Origin of the sequence: Nonomuraea sp. CA-143628, assembly GCF_050942315.1 — a bacterium.
GTDB lineage: Bacteria > Actinomycetota > Actinomycetes > Streptosporangiales > Streptosporangiaceae > Nonomuraea.
The window spans coordinates 6,103,386-6,123,085 of sequence record NZ_CP192072.1 but is presented as its reverse complement, the minus strand read 5'-3'; the positions used below and the strand labels follow the sequence as shown (position 1 = coordinate 6,123,085).

The 19,700-nt window shown below is 69.1% G+C and carries 18 protein-coding genes; 9 read left to right on the top strand and 9 right to left on the bottom strand.

Annotated features, from left to right (window positions below; translation table 11 throughout):
* The first annotated feature begins 59 nt into the window (after window positions 1–59).
* Window positions 60–452: a hypothetical protein gene (locus ACQP2T_RS27860; RefSeq protein ID WP_433518996.1), complete on the top strand. Its 393-nt coding sequence runs from the start codon at window positions 60–62 to the stop codon at window positions 450–452.
* Between the two features lie 36 nt (window positions 453–488).
* On the opposite strand, the gene ACQP2T_RS27855 is transcribed toward ACQP2T_RS27860, so the two are convergent.
* Complete coding sequence (locus tag ACQP2T_RS27855; protein WP_433518995.1) at window positions 489–1,148, bottom strand: MerR family transcriptional regulator; 660 nt, start codon at window positions 1,146–1,148, stop codon at window positions 489–491.
* A 24-nt stretch (window positions 1,149–1,172) separates the two neighbouring features.
* Here ACQP2T_RS27855 and ACQP2T_RS27850 point away from each other — a divergent pair, with 24 nt between their 5' ends.
* On the top strand, window positions 1,173–2,690 hold the full coding sequence (locus ACQP2T_RS27850; protein ID WP_433518994.1) for an MFS transporter: 1,518 nt from the start codon (window positions 1,173–1,175) through the stop codon (window positions 2,688–2,690).
* Between the two features lie 89 nt (window positions 2,691–2,779).
* Window positions 2,780–3,904, top strand: a complete 1,125-nt coding sequence (locus tag ACQP2T_RS27845) for an AI-2E family transporter (protein ID WP_433518993.1) — start codon at window positions 2,780–2,782, stop codon at window positions 3,902–3,904.
* Window positions 3,905–3,938: 34 nt separating this feature from the next.
* On the opposite strand, the gene ACQP2T_RS27840 is transcribed toward ACQP2T_RS27845, so the two are convergent.
* Window positions 3,939–4,958 carry an NAD(P)/FAD-dependent oxidoreductase gene (locus ACQP2T_RS27840; RefSeq protein WP_433518992.1) on the bottom strand — a complete coding sequence of 340 codons (1,020 nt, stop codon included), beginning with the start codon at window positions 4,956–4,958 and terminating at the stop codon, window positions 3,939–3,941.
* 323 nt (window positions 4,959–5,281) lie between these two features.
* Between ACQP2T_RS27840 and ACQP2T_RS27835 the strand changes: the two genes are divergently transcribed.
* Window positions 5,282–5,578, top strand: a complete 297-nt coding sequence (locus ACQP2T_RS27835; protein ID WP_433518991.1) for a hypothetical protein — start codon at window positions 5,282–5,284, stop codon at window positions 5,576–5,578.
* A gap of 5 nt (window positions 5,579–5,583) precedes the next feature.
* A complete protein-coding gene (locus tag ACQP2T_RS27830; RefSeq protein ID WP_433518990.1) occupies window positions 5,584–6,831 on the top strand; it encodes a hypothetical protein in 1,248 nt (415 codons plus the stop codon).
* Between the two features lie 156 nt (window positions 6,832–6,987).
* On the opposite strand, the gene ACQP2T_RS27825 is transcribed toward ACQP2T_RS27830, so the two are convergent.
* Window positions 6,988–8,106, bottom strand: a complete 1,119-nt coding sequence (locus tag ACQP2T_RS27825) for a Vgb family protein (RefSeq protein WP_433518989.1) — start codon at window positions 8,104–8,106, stop codon at window positions 6,988–6,990.
* 342 nt (window positions 8,107–8,448) lie between these two features.
* A complete protein-coding gene (locus ACQP2T_RS27820) occupies window positions 8,449–9,000 on the bottom strand; it encodes a hypothetical protein (protein ID WP_433518988.1) in 552 nt (183 codons plus the stop codon).
* A 349-nt stretch (window positions 9,001–9,349) separates the two neighbouring features.
* Between ACQP2T_RS27820 and ACQP2T_RS27815 the strand changes: the two genes are divergently transcribed.
* Together ACQP2T_RS27815 and ACQP2T_RS27810 are read left to right on the top strand one after the other, a co-directional pair.
* Complete coding sequence (locus tag ACQP2T_RS27815) at window positions 9,350–9,943, top strand: hypothetical protein (protein WP_433518987.1); 594 nt, start codon at window positions 9,350–9,352, stop codon at window positions 9,941–9,943.
* Window positions 9,944–9,947: 4 nt separating this feature from the next.
* Window positions 9,948–10,997: a hypothetical protein gene (locus ACQP2T_RS27810; RefSeq protein WP_433518986.1), complete on the top strand. Its 1,050-nt coding sequence runs from the start codon at window positions 9,948–9,950 to the stop codon at window positions 10,995–10,997.
* 249 nt (window positions 10,998–11,246) lie between these two features.
* On the opposite strand, the gene ACQP2T_RS27805 is transcribed toward ACQP2T_RS27810, so the two are convergent.
* From ACQP2T_RS27805 to ACQP2T_RS27795, 3 genes are all read right to left on the bottom strand, one after another.
* Entirely contained in the window at window positions 11,247–11,540 is a 294-nt protein-coding gene (locus tag ACQP2T_RS27805) for a DUF488 domain-containing protein (protein WP_433518985.1), read from the bottom strand.
* Window positions 11,507–11,875, bottom strand: coding sequence for an NAD-binding protein (locus ACQP2T_RS27800; protein WP_433519840.1), 369 nt, complete (start codon window positions 11,873–11,875; stop codon window positions 11,507–11,509). The genes ACQP2T_RS27805 and ACQP2T_RS27800 overlap by 34 nt, the downstream gene beginning before the upstream one ends.
* A 62-nt stretch (window positions 11,876–11,937) precedes the next feature.
* Window positions 11,938–12,207: a transaldolase family protein gene (locus ACQP2T_RS27795; RefSeq protein ID WP_433518984.1), complete on the bottom strand. Its 270-nt coding sequence runs from the start codon at window positions 12,205–12,207 to the stop codon at window positions 11,938–11,940.
* 417 nt (window positions 12,208–12,624) lie between these two features.
* On the opposite strand from ACQP2T_RS27795, the gene ACQP2T_RS27790 reads away from it, so the two are divergent.
* Window positions 12,625–13,737 carry a TetR/AcrR family transcriptional regulator gene (locus ACQP2T_RS27790; RefSeq protein WP_433518983.1) on the top strand — a complete coding sequence of 371 codons (1,113 nt, stop codon included), beginning with the start codon at window positions 12,625–12,627 and terminating at the stop codon, window positions 13,735–13,737.
* Window positions 13,738–13,827: 90 nt separating this feature from the next.
* On the top strand, window positions 13,828–14,388 hold the full coding sequence (locus ACQP2T_RS27785) for a GNAT family N-acetyltransferase (RefSeq protein ID WP_433518982.1): 561 nt from the start codon (window positions 13,828–13,830) through the stop codon (window positions 14,386–14,388).
* Between the two features lie 29 nt (window positions 14,389–14,417).
* On the opposite strand, the gene ACQP2T_RS27780 is transcribed toward ACQP2T_RS27785, so the two are convergent.
* Together ACQP2T_RS27780 and ACQP2T_RS27775 are read right to left on the bottom strand one after the other, a co-directional pair.
* On the bottom strand, window positions 14,418–16,457 hold the full coding sequence (locus tag ACQP2T_RS27780) for a hypothetical protein (protein WP_433518981.1): 2,040 nt from the start codon (window positions 16,455–16,457) through the stop codon (window positions 14,418–14,420).
* A gap of 82 nt (window positions 16,458–16,539) precedes the next feature.
* Window positions 16,540–19,656, bottom strand: a complete 3,117-nt coding sequence (locus ACQP2T_RS27775; RefSeq protein WP_433518980.1) for a hypothetical protein — start codon at window positions 19,654–19,656, stop codon at window positions 16,540–16,542.
* Between the last annotated feature and the right edge of the window lie 44 nt (window positions 19,657–19,700).

The window sequence follows — 19,700 nt, the reverse complement described above, 5'->3', positions numbered from 1 at the left end:
CCGGATTCCGTGACCTGGGAGTGATCGTGCCCCGGCATCGAGACGGTTACCCTGATCATGTGACGGATGCGATCCCGGCCGAGCGTATGCCGACCGCCATGCGAGTCGCCATGTTCGTCCTGACGCTCGATGTGGCCTTCAGTCTCTTGGGGCTCGCCATCACGATCGGCACGATCGCTTTCGCCTTCAGCGGGCCGTTTCTCCTGCTGCTGCTCTACAGCGCCGCGATCACAGCGTTCATGTGCTGGCTGCTCGCCCGCTGGACTTCGCGACGTAAGCTCGTGCGCTGGGGTGCCATCGCCGTCGAAGGGGTCTCGGTCGGTGGTTCCCTCCTCAAGAACGCGATCGACGGCGGTGTCGGCTGGACCACGCTGGTCGCGGCCCTGCTCATACCGCTGGTGCTCGTCATCATGCTGCTCACGCCTTCGGCTGCTCGCTGGTTCGACCGCTGATGACATAGCGGACCGCGCAGGTTCGCTACGGCACGCTCAGCTGACGCCTGCTTGGCGGGCGGGAGCGTGGCGGCTGGGTGCCTTGGGTGCCCAGAGCTGGTCGGCGTCGCCGGCGGCGAGCCGGCCCCGGTAGACGTCGATCTTGTGGTCGATGAGCCGGAGGTTCTCCTGCAGCTCAGCCATCTTGGCGAGCACGTCGGCGCGGTGGCTCTCCATGAGGGCGAGTCGTTCCTCCTCGTTGCCGTGTCCGGCGGAGACGAGTTCGGCGTAGCGCCGGATGGCCTTGATGGGCATGCCGGTGGCCCGCAACCTGGTGCAGATGGTGATCCACTCGAGGTCCAGTTTGCGATAGCGCCGCCGGCCGCCGGCGGTGCGGTCGACGGCGGTGACGACCAGGCCGGCGCGTTCGTAGTAGCGCAGGGTGTGCGCGCTGACCCCGGTGAGGCGAGCGGCCTCGGCAATGCTCAGGCCGGCGTCAGGGACAGAGCGATTAGAGACAGAGCGGTTAGAGACGGAGCGGGCAGGCTCGGGTTCCGGCTGCGACTCGACCGGCTGCGACTCGACCGGCTGCGGCTCGACTTCCGGCTGCGGCTTGACTTCCGGCTGCGGCTTGACTTCCGGCTGCGGCTTGACTTCCGGCTGCGGCTTGACTTCCGGCTGCGGCTTGACTTCCGGCTGCGGCTTGACTTCGAGCATGCTCTAAATCCTAGCGTCGAGGTCATGAGTGACTCAATGCGGCCGAAGGCGACGGCCGGCGAACGCGGGCCGGTGCCGCGTGACGTGCCCGGCCTCAGCCGGCGCCGTCGATACCTGGTGCTCGCCATCTGCTGCGCCAGCATCATCGTCGTGGTGATGGACATCTCCATCGTCAACGTGGCGCTCCCCGCGATCCGTCATGATCTCCACACCTCGGTGTCCGGCCTGCAATGGTCGGTCGACGCGTACACCCTGGTGCTGGCCGCCTTTCTGTTGCTGGCCGGATCCACCGCCGACCGGGTGGGCCGCCGGCGAACCTTCCAGATCGGCCTCGCCGTCTTCGGGCTCGGCTCGCTGATGTGCGGCCTGGCGCCGAGCATCGGCTGGCTGATCGCCGCGCGTACGCTCCAGGCCGTCGGTGGCACGATGCTCAACCCGGTGGCGATGGCGATCACCGCCACCACGTTCCCCGACCCGGCCGAGCGGGCCAGGGCCATCGGCATTTTCGGCTCGATGTCCGGTCTGTCGCTGGGGCTTGGTCCGATCCTCGGCGGCGCGCTGGTCGACGGCTTCGGCTGGCGCTCCATCTTCTGGATCAACGTGCCGATCGTGGCCGCCGCGATCGTGTGCACGGCGCTGTTCGTTCCCGAGTCCCGCGCCGCCCGGGCGCGCCGCTTCGACCCGGTGGGCCAGACGCTGGTGATCCTGGTGCTGGGCAGCGTCGTCTACGCGATCATCGAGTCCGGCAGGTCGGGCTGGACCTCGCCGTTCATCCTCGGGCTGCTCGCCGTCGCCGTGCTCGGCGTGCTGGGCATCCTCGGGTACGAAACCCGCCGTGCCGACCCCCTGCTGGAGCTGCGCCTGTTTCGCAGTGTGCCGTTCAGCTCGGCGATTCTGATGGCGTTGTTCGCCTTGTGCGGGTTCGGCGCGTTCCTGTTTGTGACCACCCAGTATCTGCAGGACGTACGCGGCATGTCGGCGCTGACGGCCGGGCTGTGCCTGCTCCCGGTCGGTGGGCTGGTCGTGGTGCTGTCCCCGTTCACCGGCCGGGTGGTCGGCGCGCGCGGTCCGCGCCTGCCGCTGGTGGTCGCCGGGGCCGCACTGGCGCTGGGTGGCGGGGCGTCACTCTGGCTCGTACCGGCCACCCCGCTGCCGGCCGTACTCGCGATCTATCTGCTGTTCGGCGTGTTCCTGGGCACCGTCAATCCGCCGATCACCAACACGGCGGTCTCCGGCATGCCCCGCTCGATGACCGGGGTGGCCGCCTCGTTGGCCTCCACCGGCCGGCAGACCGGCACCAGCCTGGGCGTCGCGATCTCCGGCACGATCGTCGGGTCATCCGTGGCTCACGGCGGCACGGCGTTCACCGACGCGGAGCACGGCGTGTGGTGGCTGGTGCTCGGGCTCGGCGTCGGCGTCCTGGCCCTGGGGCTGCTCAGCACCGGGCGCTGGGCTTCGGAGACGGCCGGGTGGGCGGCGGCGCTGTTCGAGGGGATGGACCGGGGCGAACATCCACAAATCGCCTCCCCGAGCCACCGCTGATCGGCATTGCCCGATGCATGGCGCCGCGCGTCGGCAAGCTGTGACCCCCGGCACGGTATGAAGCGATGCCTCCGGGCAGAGGAGCACCCGTGCCGGAACCCTCTGATCACCCCACCGCGCAGGCCCCGGGCGACGCCAGGGCCGTTCGGGAGGAACCCTCGCCGTTACCGTTCGGCCGCCCCGGCCGTCCCTTCGGCAGCAATCCCTTCCTCTTCGGCTTCACCGCCGCGCTCGGCGTACTGGCCGCCTGGCTGCTGGTCCAGGCGCTGACCGCCGCCGTCTCCATACTGATCTTGATAGTGACGTCGCTGTTCCTCGCGGTGGGGCTCAACCCCATGGTGGAGTGGCTGGAAGAGCGGCACCTGCCGCGCTGGCTGGCGATCACCCTGGTGTTCGTCGCGGTGATCGCGTTCTTCGCGGTCTTCGTCATCGCGGTCGTGCCCGCCGTGTCCCAGCAGAGCGGCCAGTTCGTCGAGCAGTTGCCCACCTACATCAGCCAACTGCAGAACAACGCGCAGGTGCGCGAGCTCGATCAGCGCTTCGGCCTGCTGGAGCAGGCCCAGGCGTACCTCACCGGCGGGCAGGTCGGACAGCAGTTGTTCGGCGGGCTGCTCGGCGCGGCCAGCGTCGTGGTCAGCGCGGTCTTCTCCGCCATCACCGGGCTGATCTTGACGCTGTACTTCCTCGCCGCGCTGCCCTCCATCATCCGGGTCGGCTACCGGCTGGTCCCCAGGAGCCGGCGGCCGCGCGTACAGATGCTGGGCGACCAGATCTTCAAGAGCGTCGGCGGGTACGTGGCCGGGAACCTGCTCATCTCCCTGATCGCCGGGGTCACCTCGTTCATGTTCCTGTCGATCGCCGGTGTGCCCTACGCACTGCCGTTGGCCATCATCGTGGCGGTCACCGACCTGATACCGCTGATCGGCGCCGGGATCGGGGCGACCATCGCCATCTTGGTGTCACTGTTCGTGTCGTTTCCGGTGGCCATCGCCACGCTGGTGTTCTTCATCGTCTACCAGCAGATCGAGAACTATCTGATCGCGCCGAGAGTGATGAAGTCCTCCGTCGACGTACCCCCCGCCACCACCATCGTCGCCGCGCTGATCGGCGGTGCGCTGCTCGGCGTGGTGGGCGCGCTGCTGGCCATCCCGGCCGCCGCCGCCCTTCAGCTGATCACGGCCGAGGTGGTGCTGCCGCGTCAGGAACGCCACTGATTTCCCAGGAGAATGGGCGACCTGCCGCCACGGTTCACAGGCCGTGGCGGCTTTCGCCCATCGCCAGTTCGCACAGCCGCGCTTCGGCCTCGGCCGAGAACGGGTCCCGGTAGGCGGCCACCGCCTCTCGGGTCTCCTCGGCGATCAGGTCGGCGTTGATCTGGGCCGCCGCCGTGGCCCCCGCCGCCGCGGCGGTGCCCACCTGGGCGACCAGATCGCTGACATTGCCCGCGACCCAGATCCCGGGCACGTCTGTACGGCCGGTCGCGTCGGCGGGGATGTACTCGCCGGCTCCCATGGGATGTTCGACCGGCCGTAGCCCGAGCGCCGACAGGAAACCGGCGCGCGCCACCATTCGTGTGGCGACCGCCATCACCTCGCGGCGGACCAGCGTGCCGTCGCTCAGGCGTACTCCCACGATGCGGTCCTCGACGATCTCCAGGGACGCCACCTCGCCGCGCACCACGGTGATGCCGCGAGCGGCCAGCCGCTCCGCCTCCTCCTCGTCCGGCGGCGGCATGGTGTGGGAGAAGAGCGTGACGTCGGCGCTCCACTGACGCAGCAGCAGCGCCTGGTGCACCGCCATCGGCCCACTGGCCAGTACGCCGATGGCCCGGTCACGAACCTCCCAGCCGTGGCAGTACGGGCAATGAATCACATCCCTTCCCCACCGAGCCCGCAGCCCCGGCACGTCCGGCAGTTCGTCGACCAGCCCGGCGGCCACCAGGAGCCGGCGCGCCCGGACGGACCTGCCGTCGGCCAGCGCCACGGTGAACCCCTTGGCGTCCCGCACCGCCGCGGCGACCTCCCCGGCCACCACGTGACCGCCGTAGCCGCGCACCTCGGCCCGGCCGCGCTCCAGCAACTCGGCCGGCCGGATCCCCTCCCGGGCCAGCAACCCGTGCACGCCCTCCGCCGGGGCGTTGCGCGGGGCTCCCGCGTCGATCACCGCCACCGAGCGCCGCGCCCGGGCCAGCATCAGCGCCCCGCTCAACCCCGCGGCGCCACCGCCGACCACCACCACGTCGTAGCCGTCCTTCAGCTGATCGGTCACCTTGACCACCTCCGCGACGAACTATGCGACCTCATGGACCGCAGCTGCAAACTCTGTTGCCGATATGGCAAAACCATGGGTCTGCGACTTCCGTGGTAGACCGCACCCCCGGTGTCAGCGAACGGAGTAGCAGCGGCTGCCGCGAATGGTGGACCGCCGGTTCAAACCGCGGGTTGAAGACGGGCCGCCCATCTCTCCATAGATTTCGAGCACCGCTCCCCTCTCTCAGGGGAGCCCCGCGCCCCACGAAGAGTGGTCGTCGACCCCGGCACTCGTCCAGCGGGACCGCGAGCGTCTTTACCCAACGACGTAAGGAGAGCTTCATGAGGCGATTAGCCATCGTCACGGCGGTCACCGCGGTGATCCTGCCCCTGCTGACCGTCCTTCCCGGGCAGGCGGCCGTCGCCGCCACGGCGTCGGACAGCGACCAGCCCGTCGGCCCCGGCCAGTACTTCGCCGACGCCAAGACCTTCGAGCTCAACGAGATCGACGCCTCGGTGGGCGCGATCGGCCGCAAGCACGGCGTGGCCGCCATCGACGGCAGCCTGGCCCAGCCGAAGGCGGTGCCGGCCTCCCGCGCCGACCTGTCGGTCTTCGGGCCGGGCTGGCAGGCCGAGTGACGTCCATGGCCGCCCCCCACGTCGCCGGCTCCCTGGCGGTGCTACGCCAGGCCTTCCCCAACGCGAGCGTGACCGAGCTGGAGCCGATGCTCAAGGAGAACGGCAGGAGCATCAGCTATCCCGGCGCCACCACTCCACGGATCCAGCTCGACGACGCCGCCCTGGGAGCGACCCCGAGGCCGGGGCCCGACCAGTACTTCAACACGCGCGGCCGGATTCTGGACAGCGTCCAGCTCAGCGCCAACTCCACCATGGCGGTTCAGGTCGCCGGCGTGGCCGGCCTGCCCGCGACGGGGATCCGCGCGGTCGCGCTCAACCTCGCCGCCAAGGGCGACTGGTTCAACTCGGGCTCCCTGGCGGTGTACCCCTCCGGCGAAGCGGAGCCGGAGAGCAACGTGCTCTTCTACGACAGCGGCCGCTACACCTCCACCATGGTCATCGCGAAGGTCGGCGCGGACGGGAAGGTCAAGGTGGTGAACAGGAGCGGCGCGCCGGTGCGCGTGACGCTCGACGTCCACGGCCACACCCGCGCGGCGGCCGACGCCGCCGTGGGCGGCACCTACATGCCGATCTCCCCGGTACGGCCGGCGGAGCGGACCGTCATCCCTGCCTGGGGCAACGTCCAGCTGGCCACCGCCGGCATGTCCGGCGTCCCCGCCTCCGGGGTGGACACGGTCGCGCTCACGGTGATGGTCAAGAGCGCCGCCACCGGGACGATACGGGTCTACGCCGCCGGGGACATCTATCCCATCGACGCCAACATCGACTACCCGGCCAACACCGCGGCGCAGTTCTTCACCATCGTCAAGCCCGGCCCCGACGGGAAGATCAACCTGCACAATCTCGGCGCCGGCACGGTGGAGATCTCCGTCGACGTGAGCGGCTACTACACCTCGGCCCAGCGAGGATCGACCACCAAGGCGATCCGGCCGGCGTCGGTGGCCAAAGCCGTCACCATCACCGCGGGCGGCACCCGCGTGCTGAGGTTCACCGGAGTGCCGGACATCCCCTCGTCCGGCGTCGCCGCCGTCGGCTTGTCCGTCGCCGCGAAGGCGAGCGCGGCCGGGATCGTCTCGGTGGTGCCCCAGAGCGGCCCGAACACCGCCCGGGTGGTGGCGTACCCGGCGAGCAAGGACACCAGCGGCTTCACGACGGCCGCGCTGCGGCAGGACGGGACGGTCGTGCTGAAGAACGAGGGCACCTCGCAGGTGACCGTCTCCGTGGACGCCTACGCCTACTTCCCGGCCCGATGACCCGTCGTTCATGCTCCCCTGATCGCGCCGGCACATAGCAGCGCCTTTGGTCCGGATGAAGGATCCGGGACATGCCCACCGGATGCGAGATCTTCGGACGAGGGGGGTCGGCCGGCAGCCGCGGCACGCAGGCGATGCGGCTGCCGGCCGCCCTGGTCAGGGGGTGACGATGGCGAGCTGGTCGACGGGGTTCTCGGTGACCCAGAGGTTGTCATCGGATCCGACGGCGATCTGCATCGGGCCGGCGTAGCTGGTCGGGAGAGCGTATTCGCTGATGGTGCCGGTTGTGGTGATGCTAGCGACGTTGTTGGCGCTCTGTTCGACGAACCACACGTTGTCGTCCAGGCCGAGGGTCATTCCCCAGGGGAAGCTGTTGGGATCACTGAGGGAGTAGTCGGTGAAGCTCCCGGCGGTGGTGGCCGTGCCGATCCTTCCTTGGGCGTCGCTGTACCAGAGGTTGCTGTCGGATCCAGTGACGATCCCTATGGGCAACGCGCCAGAGGGACCGGCGTACTCGGTGACGGTTCCGCTGGTGGTGACCTTCGCGAGACTGCCCAGAAGGGGCTCGGTGAACCACAGGTTGCTGTCGGGGCCGGTGGTGATGAACATGGGGTAGGCGCCGGAAGTGGGCAGACTGTACTCGGTGATCGTCCCGGACGTGGTGATCTTTCCGACCTTGTCGACGTTGGTCTCGGTGAACCACAGGTTGCCGTCCGGACCGGAAGTGATGCCCCATGGGTAGGCGGCGGAGGTGGGCAGGCTGTATTCGGTGATCGTCCCGGTGGTGGTGATGCGCCCGATCTTGTTGGCGTTCGCCTCGGTGAACCACAGGGCGCCGTCAGGTCCGGTGGTGATGTGGCCGGGCTGTGAGTCCGCGTTGGGCAGGCTGTATTCGGTGTACACGCCGCCCGGGGTGACTTTCCCGATCTTGTTGCCGTAATTCTCGGTGAACCAGATGTTGCCGTCCGGACCGGAGGTGATCCCGACAGGGCTCGCTGGGCTAGTCGGTACGGCGCTCTCGTTGATCGTCGGTGTGCGCAGGGAGTCGGCTATGCGCATCGGGGCGTTCGCGTGCCGGTCGGCGGGCGGGAAGGTGCACCGGATGTTCCTGTGGTGCGGCCGCTGCTTGAGCGTGAGGCAGAGCTTGACCCAGGGGCGTGGGGGCGAGGGGGGGCGGGGTGGCTTGGCGTCGGATGCGGCGGCTGGTATGTGGGCCGCCAGGAGCAGGGCCATGACGGCGAGTGGGTATCCGAGAATTCTGGAGCGTCGACGCATGACATCCCCTTTCAGGAGGAATGGAAATATATCGGCTGGATGAGCGGCTTTTATCGCCGCAAGAAATGTCTGGATTGCTCGATTGTTCGCCGCGAAAACCGCCGAACAATCGATACACCGGACATTCCTCGCCTCCGCTCGGCTCAGCCGTCCCAATATCTCCCGGCGCCACCGTTCCGCCTCGGCTGTCTTCGTTTGTGGCCGGTCATGAGTCCACCAATTCACCGGCCGGGTTGCCAAAGCAGCGACCGGGCGGTCAGTGGGAAATATCGGATTCGCCGCTCAACGCGGCCACTATGAAGACATCGAACCGGGGCTCGCGCGATGGCGGGAACCGAGTGATCAGGTAACCGTATGGGTGATGACGCCGGTGTAGTGGCCGATGACGGCCGCGATCGGGACACTGACCACGAGCGTCGGCTGCCAACTGGTGAGGGTGGCGAGCGGCGACTTGGTCCCCTTGAACGCGACCACCGGCGAAGACAGCGGAACCTTGTCCGCCGCGGTGAGTTGCCCCGGGACGCGGGTGCCACCGCCCGATTGGCCGGTGACCGGGCCGGACCAGTACGCGACGTTGCCTTTGGCGATCGTCTCGCCCGCGCTCCCGCCGCCGGTGGTGAAGTTGGTGGACGTCACGGTCGCCGTCCAGGACAGGGACCCGTTACGGGAATCCTCCACGGTGATCGTGCCCATGCTGGCGCTGCGCGAGTTGCCCTGAGTGCCGTTGCCCAGGCTGGCCGAGGCAGGCACGGTGATCGTGAGGGTATTGACGCGCAAGGCGAACGTGGAGTTCGTCGCGGCACCGATGGCACCGGCGGCGGGCACGGGGGCCGCGGGAGCACCGAGCCCGAGGCTCACGACGATCGACGCCGTCAGCGACGCGAATGTCCCCACGTATCTCCCTCGATTCCGATGAATCCGCATGAGCCGGACCGCCGACCGTTCAGGCGACAAGCGAATGCCGTCGGCAGTCTAAGTGGCGAATGGCGGGCCGCGTTCATAGGACAATCCCCGCGTCCGGTAAATTCATCGCCAAACATGATTCAGCATTTGGGCGAGCACCTCATAGAACTGGGGGCGACTACCGGCCAATTACGGCATTCGAAGGCTTGGCGTTTTTTGGTGGGGCGATTGACCGTATCGGCGGAGGAGTCGCTTTCACTCCGTGTTAATGTTCCCACACCCTGCGCCCGAACCGGGCCGGGGTTTTCGATGTCTGCGAGTTGAAGGAGAATTCACCAGCATGAAAGCGCTTTTGCGGACCGGCCTGGTGGGATTGGCGGGGGTGATGACGCTGGGCACGCTGACCGGAATGCCGGCCGAAGCCGCCACCTGTGCCAACAACACGGCGTGCAACACCACGGTCACCTTCGATGTGACCGTGGGCGCACTGGAGATCACCGTGCCCAACAGCACGGTCGACCTGACCAATGACGCGGCACCGGGCGGCTACTCCTCCGGCCAGCTGGGGGCGGTCACCGTGAACGACGCGCGCGGCTCGGCCACCCCCACCTGGACGGCCGCCGTGACCTCGACGGCCTTCACCACCGGCGGCGGCGACGACCCCGGGGAGACCATCTCCAACGCCAGCGTGTCCTACTGCTCGGGCACCGCCTCCGCCACGTCCGGCAACGGAACCTTCACCGCCGGCCAGACCGGCTGTGCCGCACCACCTCCCGCGACCGGACAGGCCTTGAGCGCCTCGCGCACCGCCTACAGCCATTCGGGCGGCACCGGCAGCAACTCGGCGACGTGGAACCCGCTGATCACCATCGCGGTCGCCCTGAGCAACGTGGCAGGCCAGTACACCGGCACGATCACGCACACGGTGACCTGACCACGTGGGCCTGCGCACCATGCCGCTCTCCTCGCTACTGCTCTCCTCGTTCGGGGCGCTGACGCTGCTGCTCAGCTCGGTCAGCGCCCCCGCCCTCGCACAAGGCGGATCGGGCGGTTCTGACCCGTCCCACCGCGCCCCCCGCGGCGTCATCGGCATCAAGCTGCTGGAGGCCTCCGCCAACCGTCGCGACGATCCCCGCGCCTACCTGTATATAGTCGACCACATCAACCCCGGCTCCAAGATCTCCCGGCGCTTCGAGGTCGAGAACACCTCCAGCAGTCCCCAGCGCATCACGGTCTATCCCGGTGCGGCGGAGATCCGCGACGGCAAGTTCGTGCCGTCGCCGGAGCGCGACGCCAACGAGCTGAGTTCGTGGGTGTCCATCAACCGCACCGAGCTGGTCGCGCCGCCGCACAGCCACATCCCGCTCAAGGCGACGATCACCATTCCCCATCGCGCCACCAAGGGAGAACGGTACGGCGCCATCTTCGCCGAGGCGACCTCCGCAGCCGCGCCCGGCTCCGCTCCCACCGTCCAAATGATCAACCGGGTCGGTATCAGGATGTATCTCGACGTCGGCCCCGGCGGTGACCCGCCGTCGGACTTCCGCATCGACCGGCTGACCCCCGGCCGCACGGCCGACGGCATGCCCGTGGTCCAGGCCGCGGTGCACAACACCGGCCAGCGCGCCCTGGACATCAGCGGGCAGATGCGGCTGAGCGAGGGGCCCGGCGGGCTCGGCGCCGGACCGTTCCCAGCCCAGCTGGGCACCACGCTGGCCCTCAACGCGAGTGCGCCGGTCGCCGTCGTGCTCGACGAACAGCTGCCCGACGGCCCGTGGAAGGTCGAACTCCTGCTGGAAAGCGGCCGTATCCGCCGCACCGTCACCGCGACACTCCGCTTCCCCGGCAAACCCGCCAGCTGGGGCATCCCGGCATTGATCGACTCGTCTTGGCCGTGGATGCTCATCATCGGCCTCGCCGCGACGGTCCTGGCCGCTCTGGTCCTCGCCCTGTGCCTTTCCCGGCGACGTCGAACCCGCCTCACCTAGTCCGCGACCACCCGCCATCTGGGGCGGCCAACCAGACGGTGCCGCGCAGCGGGAGTCCTGCCTTGCTCGATGACCCCGACAGCGCACGAGCCGAATGGCCGGCATGAGAGGCCGAAGCGCCGCAGGTGGGTTCTGCGCGACGTTGTGCCGCATGCCGCACCTCCTGGCCCTGCGTCAAAGAGTCTGCTCTCGCCTCCACGTCAGCCGCGCCGATGGCGTTCCGGCCTGGCCGTCCCGCCGGCGGCCTGGTCACTGCTGGAGCAGTTCGGCGAGCACGGCGGCCTCGCTGATCTCCGGCTGTCTGGTCGCGGTGAGCAGGGTCAGCACTCCGCTGTTCGCGAGCTCGCGCAGGTGCGTCACCGCGGCTGCCCGTTCGGGCTCTGCCAGTTCGCCGCGGTAGCGGCGGCCGAACTCCGCGAAGAGCTCGGGATCGTGGTGATACCAGGTACGCAGCTCGGTCGATGGAGCGACCTGTTTGCACCATTCGTCGAGGCCGGCCTTGATTTTGGTCAGCCCTCGCGGCCAGATCCGGTCCACCAGCACTCTGGTGCCGTCGTCTCCAGCCGGCTCCTCATAGACCCGGCGCACCTGAACCTTGCCCTTGCCCTTGCCCTTGCCCTTGCCAGCCATGGTTGCCTCCTCACGGTCGTGCGCGTCCCTGTACGGCGGGCCTTGACGTTCATACCGGCCGGCCCCGCACGCCGCAGCGCAGGTCGGCCCCGCGCTCTCGGTGCAAGCCCGGCGAAGACCTCGGCGGTCTCGCGGCCGAGCACCCTCAGCAGCGGCAACTCCCTGCTCTCCAGGACGGCCGCCTCGGCTCCGGCGGCGCGAGCGGCGGCCGTGGTCTCCAACCCGATCCAGCCGGCGCCGATGATCATGACCCGGGACTCGGTTTGGAAGACCGCCTTGAGCCGGTCGCTGACTCCGGCGATCAGGTACGTCATGTCAACGGCCATGTCCAGCACTTCTGTCGGTTGCTCGTAGGGTGGTGGCCAGTTGCTCGCACAGCCGATCCCATCTCGCCTCGAACGCTCATCTGTGCGTCGCGGGCATCACCGCGCGATATGGCGTTCGCGAAGATGGTGGGATTGGTGGTAACCCCCACCACGTGGTCCCGCGCGACCAGATCCGCCAAACTGCCGGAAACCAGCCGCTCCCGGCTCAGGCCGTCCAGCCAGACCGACATCCCGCGGGCAGCAAGTTCGGCCATGGCATGGCTCCCCCTATCCTCTTCGTGCGGTGATGTACATCCACGGACGTACATCCGCCTTCGTTCAGGACCCCACCAGGGCCGCCGTCCCTCTCATGACACCGACGCTACGCCGGTGGACGTCAAGCCCAGTTCTGGTGGTCTCCATGACGATGGAGGCCTGTTCTACCGCTCGCTGAGCGCCGCGTTCGACATCCGGATCGACACCTCAGGGCCGAGCTTCGGCTGGGACCGCTTTGTGGAGGAGATCGTCGACCCGGCGTCCATGTACCGCCGGCCGCGACCTGGTGGCCGACGGCCACCTCGGCGGTGCCCGCCCAGCGGTAGGCCACCTCGATTTACACCCCGAGGTCGGATGATGCGTACATCCGAATGCCCTTAGTATCCTGTGACCATGACGGGGACGAAGAGGTCGCGATGGTCAGGCTGACCCGGGCGCAGCAGCAGGAACGCACCAGGGCGGCCGTCCTGGCCGCCGCGCGGGCGGAGTTCGGCGAGCGTGGATACGCCGACGCCAAGGTCGACCGGATCGCGGAGCGGGCGGAGCTGACCCGTGGCGCGGTCTACTCGAACTTCCCCAGCAAGCGCGCGCTCTACTTGGCGGTCCTGGTCGGCTCGATCGAGCACGCGGACGCCCCTGCCGGCTCGATCGAGCACGCGGACGACCCCAAGACACCGTCGCCATCCGGTCTGGCCGAGGCGATGGGCGCGTTCGCCCGCAGCTGGCTCGAACGCCTGCCGCTGGCCGGCGACACGCCCGCCGACGGGAGCCTGCGGCTGCGCTCGCTGGCCGGGGTCTTCGACGACGAGCCGGGCCGCACCGCGCTGGCACAGGTCACCCGGCTGGAATCGCTGCTGCTCGCTCTCGCGCTGGAGTCACGCCCGCCGCACCACACGCGGTGCGTACGGCTGGCCGAACTGGTCCTCACCCTGCTGAACGGGGCCGGTCACCTGGCCGATACAGCGCCCGGATTCGCCGACCCCTTCGACGTGGCGCGGGCCTGCGAGCACCTGGCCGGCCTCGACCTCGCCGACACGTGGGACCCGCCGCACCTCCCCTTCGTCGCCCCCGCGCAGTCTGTCCAGGAGCGCTGGGAGCCGCCCGCCGAGTTGCCGGATCAGATCACCGGCCGCCGGGTCGGGTTCGGCGCCGACGGCGTGCTCGTGGTCCTCGGGGCCGGCCGGTTGGAGGCGGCGGAGGAAGCCGTCCGCGCCGCCCGGCCGGGCGACCGGATCACCGTGGCGGTGGTGACGGGCGACCCCGCCGAGATCGGACGTCTCGTACGGCTCAGGGTCGGCGACCTCACCGGGTGCCTGCGGCGGGTGTTCGAGCCGGAGGCCCGGCCGGGCTTCCGGCTCGTCCTCGACGGCCACGCCACCCTCGCCTCGGCCGTCGGCCTCCCGGACATCGGCGACGCCACCGAGGCCGCGGTACGCGTTCAGGCCGGCGAGATCGTCGCCCGAGCCCGCGGACGCGGCGCGGCCCACGCTGTCGCGACCGCGACGTCGCCTGACGGTGCTGGGACATGACGTCTCCTGGCGGTGCCGGGAGATGACGTCACGCCGCCCGTGAGAAGATCCGTTCACCGTTTGGGCTGGTTTCAACCGTTGAGGTGAGCTATGTACGCGATATCCCTGGGCGACGATGGCGCGGAGCTGCGCCCGCTGGAGCCGTGGCGGGCGGCGGAGTTCCTTGCCCACATGGACCGGGGGCGGGAGTTCATCGGGCAGCACATCGCGCTGCCGGACGCCGTCACGGACCTGGAGTCGAGCCGCTCGTACCTGCGGGCGTACGCCGAGAAGGCCGCGGCCGACGTGGGCCGGATCTACGGCATCTGGACGGACGGCAAGCTGGTCGGCGGGGTGCTCTTCCGGACGATGAACATCGAGCACGGCACGGCCGAGGTGGGCTGCTGGCTGGAGCCGGCCGCGGCGGGCAAGGGCCTGGTGACCCGGGCCGCGCGCATGATCATCGATTGGGCCGTCGAGGACCGGGGCATCCACCGCGTGGAGTGGGTCGTCTCGGCTGAGAACGCGGCCAGCATCGCGGTGGCCCGGCGCCTCGGGATGAGGAAAGACGGCGTGCTACGCGAGAGCTACCCGTATCGGGGCAAGCGGCTCGACATGGAGGTCTGGTCGGTGCTCGCGCCGGAGTGGCGGGCGGGCAAGCAGACGCCTTAGAGCGCTGCTCCCCCGCCCTATGGCTTGTCTCACTGGACCCCTACGAGCACCGGCCAGCCGCCCTGCGGCGTGAAGGTGGCGGCGGACGGCATGCGCAGTTCGAGCCGCTCGCGGCGCGCCCTGGCCAGCAGCCGGAAATCGCCTAGGAGGCGATCCCCCAACGTCACCGAGCGGTCGACCCGCAACGACTCCAGCACCCATATGTGGGCGTCGAAGATCTGCTGGACGGTGAACTCCGCCTCCCGGCCGTTCGGTATCAGCTCGGTGAGCAGGCGGGTCTTGAGGGTGTGCACATAGGCGATGGTCTTTCCCGGCATCTTCGCCGCCACCGCCGGGTTCTTGGGAATCACCATGGCCATGCCCTCGCCCTTCTCGTCGAACGCGGTGCTCACCCGCGGATCGTTGCGCCAGAAACGCTGCTCGAGAATGTGGTCGACCTCGTACAGATCGCCGCGCCCGCGGTTGAGCTTGGACAGCGTGCGGAAGTCCTCAACCCGGGCGGCGAGCCGGTCGTAGTGCGCGATGTCGGCGGTGCTGAGCTGCCTGAGGCGGCTGTCGGTCCGCTTGGCGTGCTTGAGCACCTCGGCCCAGTCCTTGCCCAGCTCGCTCTCCAGCTCCTGGATGAAGCGGGACTTGCCGCGCTGGCTCAGCGCCCACGAGATCGGGTCGAGTGAGCGCACGATGCCCCGGCTCAGCTTCTTGGCGGAGAAGGCGTTGAACCCGGCCGCCAGGCGGGGGTTGCGGAAGGTCTTGAAGTTGGCCGTCAGCAGCCGCTCCACGACGCGCCGGTCCAGCTCCCGCAGATAGGCGTTGCCCACGAGGTCGTGGAAGCGCCTGAGCACCTGGTCCATCGACAGCTTGCCCGTGGCGTAGCGGGTCAGCATCCGGGCCAGGTCGGTCGCGCCCTTGACGTCCATGCTGCCCACGGCCTCGAGGAACTCCTGCTCGGCGACGCGGCCCACCTCGCTGATCACGTCCTCTTCGAGGACTCGCGCCAGCTTGGTCGCCTTCAGCTCGGTCCGTACGGACTGCAGGACCGAGCGCGGCAGCGCCTTGGCGAACGGCAACATCGACGTGATCCCGTAGGCCAGGATCTGCCCCCCGCTCACCTCGTTGCCCCAGAAGTCGCGTCCCGTGGCCAGCTCGAAGGTCAGCTGCGAGAGGTCGTAGAGAACGTTGACGTAGGGCACGAACTGGATCGCCAGCTCGAACAGGAAGATCAGGGTCGGATGCTCGGGCGCGAAGTGGACCTCGACCTCCTGCGGCTGGAAGGTCGTGTTGTCGAGCACGGTCCCCTGCGGCGGGAATGACGGTATGAACGAGTCATCCAGTCGCAGGGTCTGCACACTGATGAATCCGGCCATGTCCTGCGACGCCGTGGCGTGCACGGTCACGTTGTGCGTGTGCACGACGCGTACCGTGACATGGTCTCCGAAGATGTTGTCGTCGTCCTCGCGCGAATCGACGACGATGTCGTAGACGAAGGCCGCCGGTTTCCCGTCCTTCCTGTTGTCGATGTCGATGGTGACCACATAGCCGTTGAGCACGTTCCGGATGACCACGCCGAGCGGCTTCGTCGTGACGTTGACCGTGGCGGCCTGGGAGAAGAAGTCGTCGCGGCGCCCGAGCTCGTCGTCGGTGAAGGGCCCGACCGTGAAGGGCTGGGGCAGCAACCGCCATATCTCGATGACCGACGCGTCGGGCTGCGGGATCAGGTCGTCGTCCTGCGGACGGACGATTTCGATCAAGGGGTTGCGCGGGCCGAGCGCCAGGAGATCGGCCGCGCTCCTCTTGCCCGTGCGCCGGGTGGTCACCGTGACCTGCCTGCCGACCGCGAGCCAGATCTTGGGGAAGGCCCGTTCCGCCGTGGGCGGCAGGTACCTCCAGGTGAAGGGCTGGTGGCCGGTCTCGTTCCAGGGGGGCGCCGTGAGCGTGATCTCCATGGTGGCCCCGAAGACCGGGTCGGCGATGTCGGCGAAGAAGGTCAGCACGCCCCGCCCCACTCCCGGCTCGACGTACCCGGTCAGCAGCGGGCCGGTCGCGATGGCCGGCACGACTGGATCTGCCATGTCCGCATTCCTCCATTCATATGCGCGGACGATCAGGCCGAGGACCGGCGGGGACAGGCCGCCGCCGGTCCATGAGGGGTCGCTAGACCTCCACCCACTCGCCGTCGGCGTCCTGCTCCCAGCGGGGCAGCCGGTCGTCGTCACGCAGCTTCACCAGCGACGTGGGCACGCGCACGATCCACGGATCCCCCTGCGGCACCTCCGTGCCGGGCCGGTCCAGCCGCTCGGCGATCTCGTCGGCGATGGGCAGGTACAGGGGGTTGGAGATGGTCGGCAGCGGGCCGCCGTTCCAGATCTCGCCGAAGGTGAGGAAGTGGTCGATCGCGCCCTCGAAGCCCGGCCGGGCGGGCACCGAGACCCGGCAGAACCCGGCCCGGAGGAAGTCGGCGAACGCCGGGTCCGGGTCGTCGAAGCCGAGCCGCTCCTCCCACTGGTTCTTGCGCCCCCAGAAGTAGGGGTACGTCACGAACGTCACGTGCTCCCACTCGAAGGCCTGCTCGAAGAAGCGCACGTACGGGCCCTCACCGGCGGCCTCGAACACGTTGATCTCCGGCAGCCCGTTGGCCGGGGAGGTCTCGATGGAGTCGAACAGGTCGTAGTGCTGGTCGGTCAGGATGCTGACGCAGTTCTTCTTCAGCTCCGTCTGCATGAGGGCGAGGTTGGCGGCCGGATTGCGGCCCTGGATGTCCACCCCGGCCCGTAACTGCAGCGCCGCCAGCTTCTCCTCGTAGTCGGCCACGGCCGCCTTGTGCGCCGTCTCCAGCTTGGCGTGCGTCTCCAGCCGCCACTTGTCCATCGCCCGGTCCGTACGCTGGCACTTGACCTCCACGGCCACCGCGACCTGCGCGACGTGGAAGGTGTCGATGGCCACGGCCACCGAGTCGAGCTCGTCGTCCAGCGTCGTGGCCCACAGCCGGTCGCCGCCGGGCATCCGCTGCGTACGCCGCCCGACCACGACCTCCACCGTGTTGTCACTCTCCCAGATGTTGCGCACCACGCCCACCGTGGCGTAGACGGCCCGATAGCCCTCGTCGATGGCGATCTGGGCCGAGTGGTTGTAGTTGGTGTCGCTGTCGCCGCCACCGGCCTTGAAGTCCAGGGACTTCGTCTTGAACATCTCGGGCGGCGGCTGCACGTCGGTCGCGCCGGTCTGCTTGACCCAGTACGCGAAGTTCATCTCGTTGATCTGCGCCGGGTTGAGGGGGAAGTCCGGGGGCTTGATCAGGTTCCGGGCGGCGGCGTTCGTCTGCCGCATGGAGGCGATGAGGAAGGCGGCCGGCTCGGGCACCATGAAGTCGAACATCGCCCGCAGCCCGTAGTTGAACAACTGGGCCTGGTACACCTTGTTGACCCACTGGTAGACGCCCGAGATGTTCTCGTTGCCGCGGGTGTTGTCGAGCTCGTGGGTGTTCTTCTCGATCGTCTCGGTCGTGGTCGTCAGCTGGGTGCGGGTCAGCACCCGTTCGGCGATCTTGCGGGAGGTCCGCTCGGTGACGTCCTGCGAGAACCTGGCGGCCGACTTGGTGGCCTCCTGCTTGCTGCGCGCGATGGAGCCCTCGGCGCTGGCGGCGAACTCCACGACCGGGCCGTACCTGCCCGAGACGTTCAGCCCGGCCTTCAGCGCGACGTCCTCCTTGACCGTCTGCTCGGTCTCCCGGGTCATCTCGAACCGGTCGGTGGTCTGCAGGTCGCGGTCCTCGCTGGTGTTGGTCTCCTGCTCGTTGATCGTGATCAGCTCGGTGGTGTCGCGGCGGCTGTGATCGCGTACTTTGCGCTCGCCGCGCAGCACGCTCTCGATGTGCGCGACGTCGGCCGACTCGTATCCGGTCAGCTGCTGCTTGACCACCAGCAGGTCGGCGATGCCGGCCGGGGCGACCTCGCCCTTGGTGTGCGGGACGCGCCCGTCCAGCGGGAGCGTCGGCAGGGGTACGGAGCCGCCGGTCCCGAGCGTTCCCCAGCCGGTCGTCACGGGCGTCCGCACCGTGACAAGTGCGTCGCCGACCCGCAGGAGCGACTGGCGCACCGGGTGGCCCGCCACCGCCTCCAGCCGGGCCGCCGTCGCCGCCAGGTCGGTCTCCAGCCGGTGGGTGAGCCGGTCGAGCGGCACCGCGGTCAGGTCGAGGCCGCGGTCGGTGAGCAGCGTACGGGTGGCCGCGGACAACCGCTCGTTGGCGGTCGGCAGCAGGACGAAGCCGACCTCGGTCAGCGGCGTCGGCTGGAAGTCCGTACGGCCGCGCAACACCGGGGCGGCCGTCTGCAGCAGCGCCTGGGCCACCGGCGCGTTGATCTCGTCGGTGGTGGTTTCTTCGGCCGGGGAGATGGTCTCGGCGGCCGCGGAGGTCGCGTCGGGCTCCTCCGCGCCTGCGATGGGGATGACCGAGGTCGGGGCGACCCGCTCGCGCAGGTTGCCGTGGAAGGCGCTCAGGGCCGTGGCCACGTTCGTCAGCCGCAGCTGCTCCGGCGGTTGCACCGACCCGCTGCCCGTCTGGGACGTCACGTGGAAGTGCTCGGAGTTCAGCCGGCCCAGCTCCTCCAGTCCGGCCCGCAGGCTCGCGTGCTGCGCCAGCAGTCCGTCGATCTCCTCCTGGCGCGCGGCCACCGCCGCCGCGTGCTGCTGTTGCCGCGCCTGCTCCGCCTCGCGAGTCGACAGCCTGGAGGTCAGGCCGAGGTCGAAGGGCAGTCGGAGCGAGCGCCGCAGCCACCGCCGCAGCTCGTCCAGGTCCTTGGGGAACTTGTCGTCGGCCACGTGGCGGGTGATCACCTCGGCGGTACGCAGCTGCCGGGCAAGCCGCTCGATGGGCCGTGAGTGCTCCTCCTGGAGCACCTTGATCGCCACCAGGCTGTCCCGCAGCCTCCTGACCGCGTTCTTGAAGTCCGCCAGCTCGGTCACGTCGTCCGGGTCCATCCCGAACACGTCGATGATGGCCTCACGCACCATTTCCGGTGACGCGCTCCCGTCGACCGTCTCCATCTCCTCCAGCCGCGCGGCCAGCTCGTCGAGCTCGGCGCCCAGCGGGGTGTCCGCCGGGTCGCCGATGAACTCCGGTCCCGCCACGAACGCCGTGGCGGCCTCCTCTATGGCAGTACGCCGCTGGGGTGCCTCGACGGCCTCCCGCAGCGACTGCTGAAACGGCGTGTCCTGGCTCAGCGGGATGCTGGGATTATCCGGATCCTGCGCCACGGCCGGCCGTGTGAGCATCAATCGAAAAAGATTCTCCATGGGGTTTTTCCTCCGCCCCGTCC

Bases quoted from the DNA above. Each gene is read 5' to 3' on its own strand.
- ACQP2T_RS27790 (WP_433518983.1), top strand. From the start codon at position 12,625: ATGGTCAGGCTGACCCGGGCGCAGCAGCAGGAACGCACCAGGGCGGCC.
- ACQP2T_RS27855 (WP_433518995.1), bottom strand. From the start codon at position 1,148: ATGCTCGAAGTCAAGCCGCAGCCGGAAGTCAAGCCGCAGCCGGAAGTC.
- ACQP2T_RS27785 (WP_433518982.1), top strand. From the start codon at position 13,828: ATGTACGCGATATCCCTGGGCGACGATGGCGCGGAGCTGCGCCCGCTG.
- ACQP2T_RS27800 (WP_433519840.1), bottom strand. From the start codon at position 11,875: ATGATCATCGGCGCCGGCTGGATCGGGTTGGAGACCACGGCCGCCGCT.
- ACQP2T_RS27780 (WP_433518981.1), bottom strand. From the start codon at position 16,457: ATGGCAGATCCAGTCGTGCCGGCCATCGCGACCGGCCCGCTGCTGACC.
- ACQP2T_RS27775 (WP_433518980.1), bottom strand. From the start codon at position 19,656: ATGCTCACACGGCCGGCCGTGGCGCAGGATCCGGATAATCCCAGCATC.
- ACQP2T_RS27835 (WP_433518991.1), top strand. From the start codon at position 5,282: ATGAGGCGATTAGCCATCGTCACGGCGGTCACCGCGGTGATCCTGCCC.
- ACQP2T_RS27815 (WP_433518987.1), top strand. From the start codon at position 9,350: ATGAAAGCGCTTTTGCGGACCGGCCTGGTGGGATTGGCGGGGGTGATG.
- ACQP2T_RS27850 (WP_433518994.1), top strand. From the start codon at position 1,173: ATGAGTGACTCAATGCGGCCGAAGGCGACGGCCGGCGAACGCGGGCCG.
- ACQP2T_RS27830 (WP_433518990.1), top strand. From the start codon at position 5,584: ATGGCCGCCCCCCACGTCGCCGGCTCCCTGGCGGTGCTACGCCAGGCC.
- ACQP2T_RS27825 (WP_433518989.1), bottom strand. From the start codon at position 8,106: ATGCGTCGACGCTCCAGAATTCTCGGATACCCACTCGCCGTCATGGCC.
- ACQP2T_RS27795 (WP_433518984.1), bottom strand. From the start codon at position 12,207: ATGGCCGAACTTGCTGCCCGCGGGATGTCGGTCTGGCTGGACGGCCTG.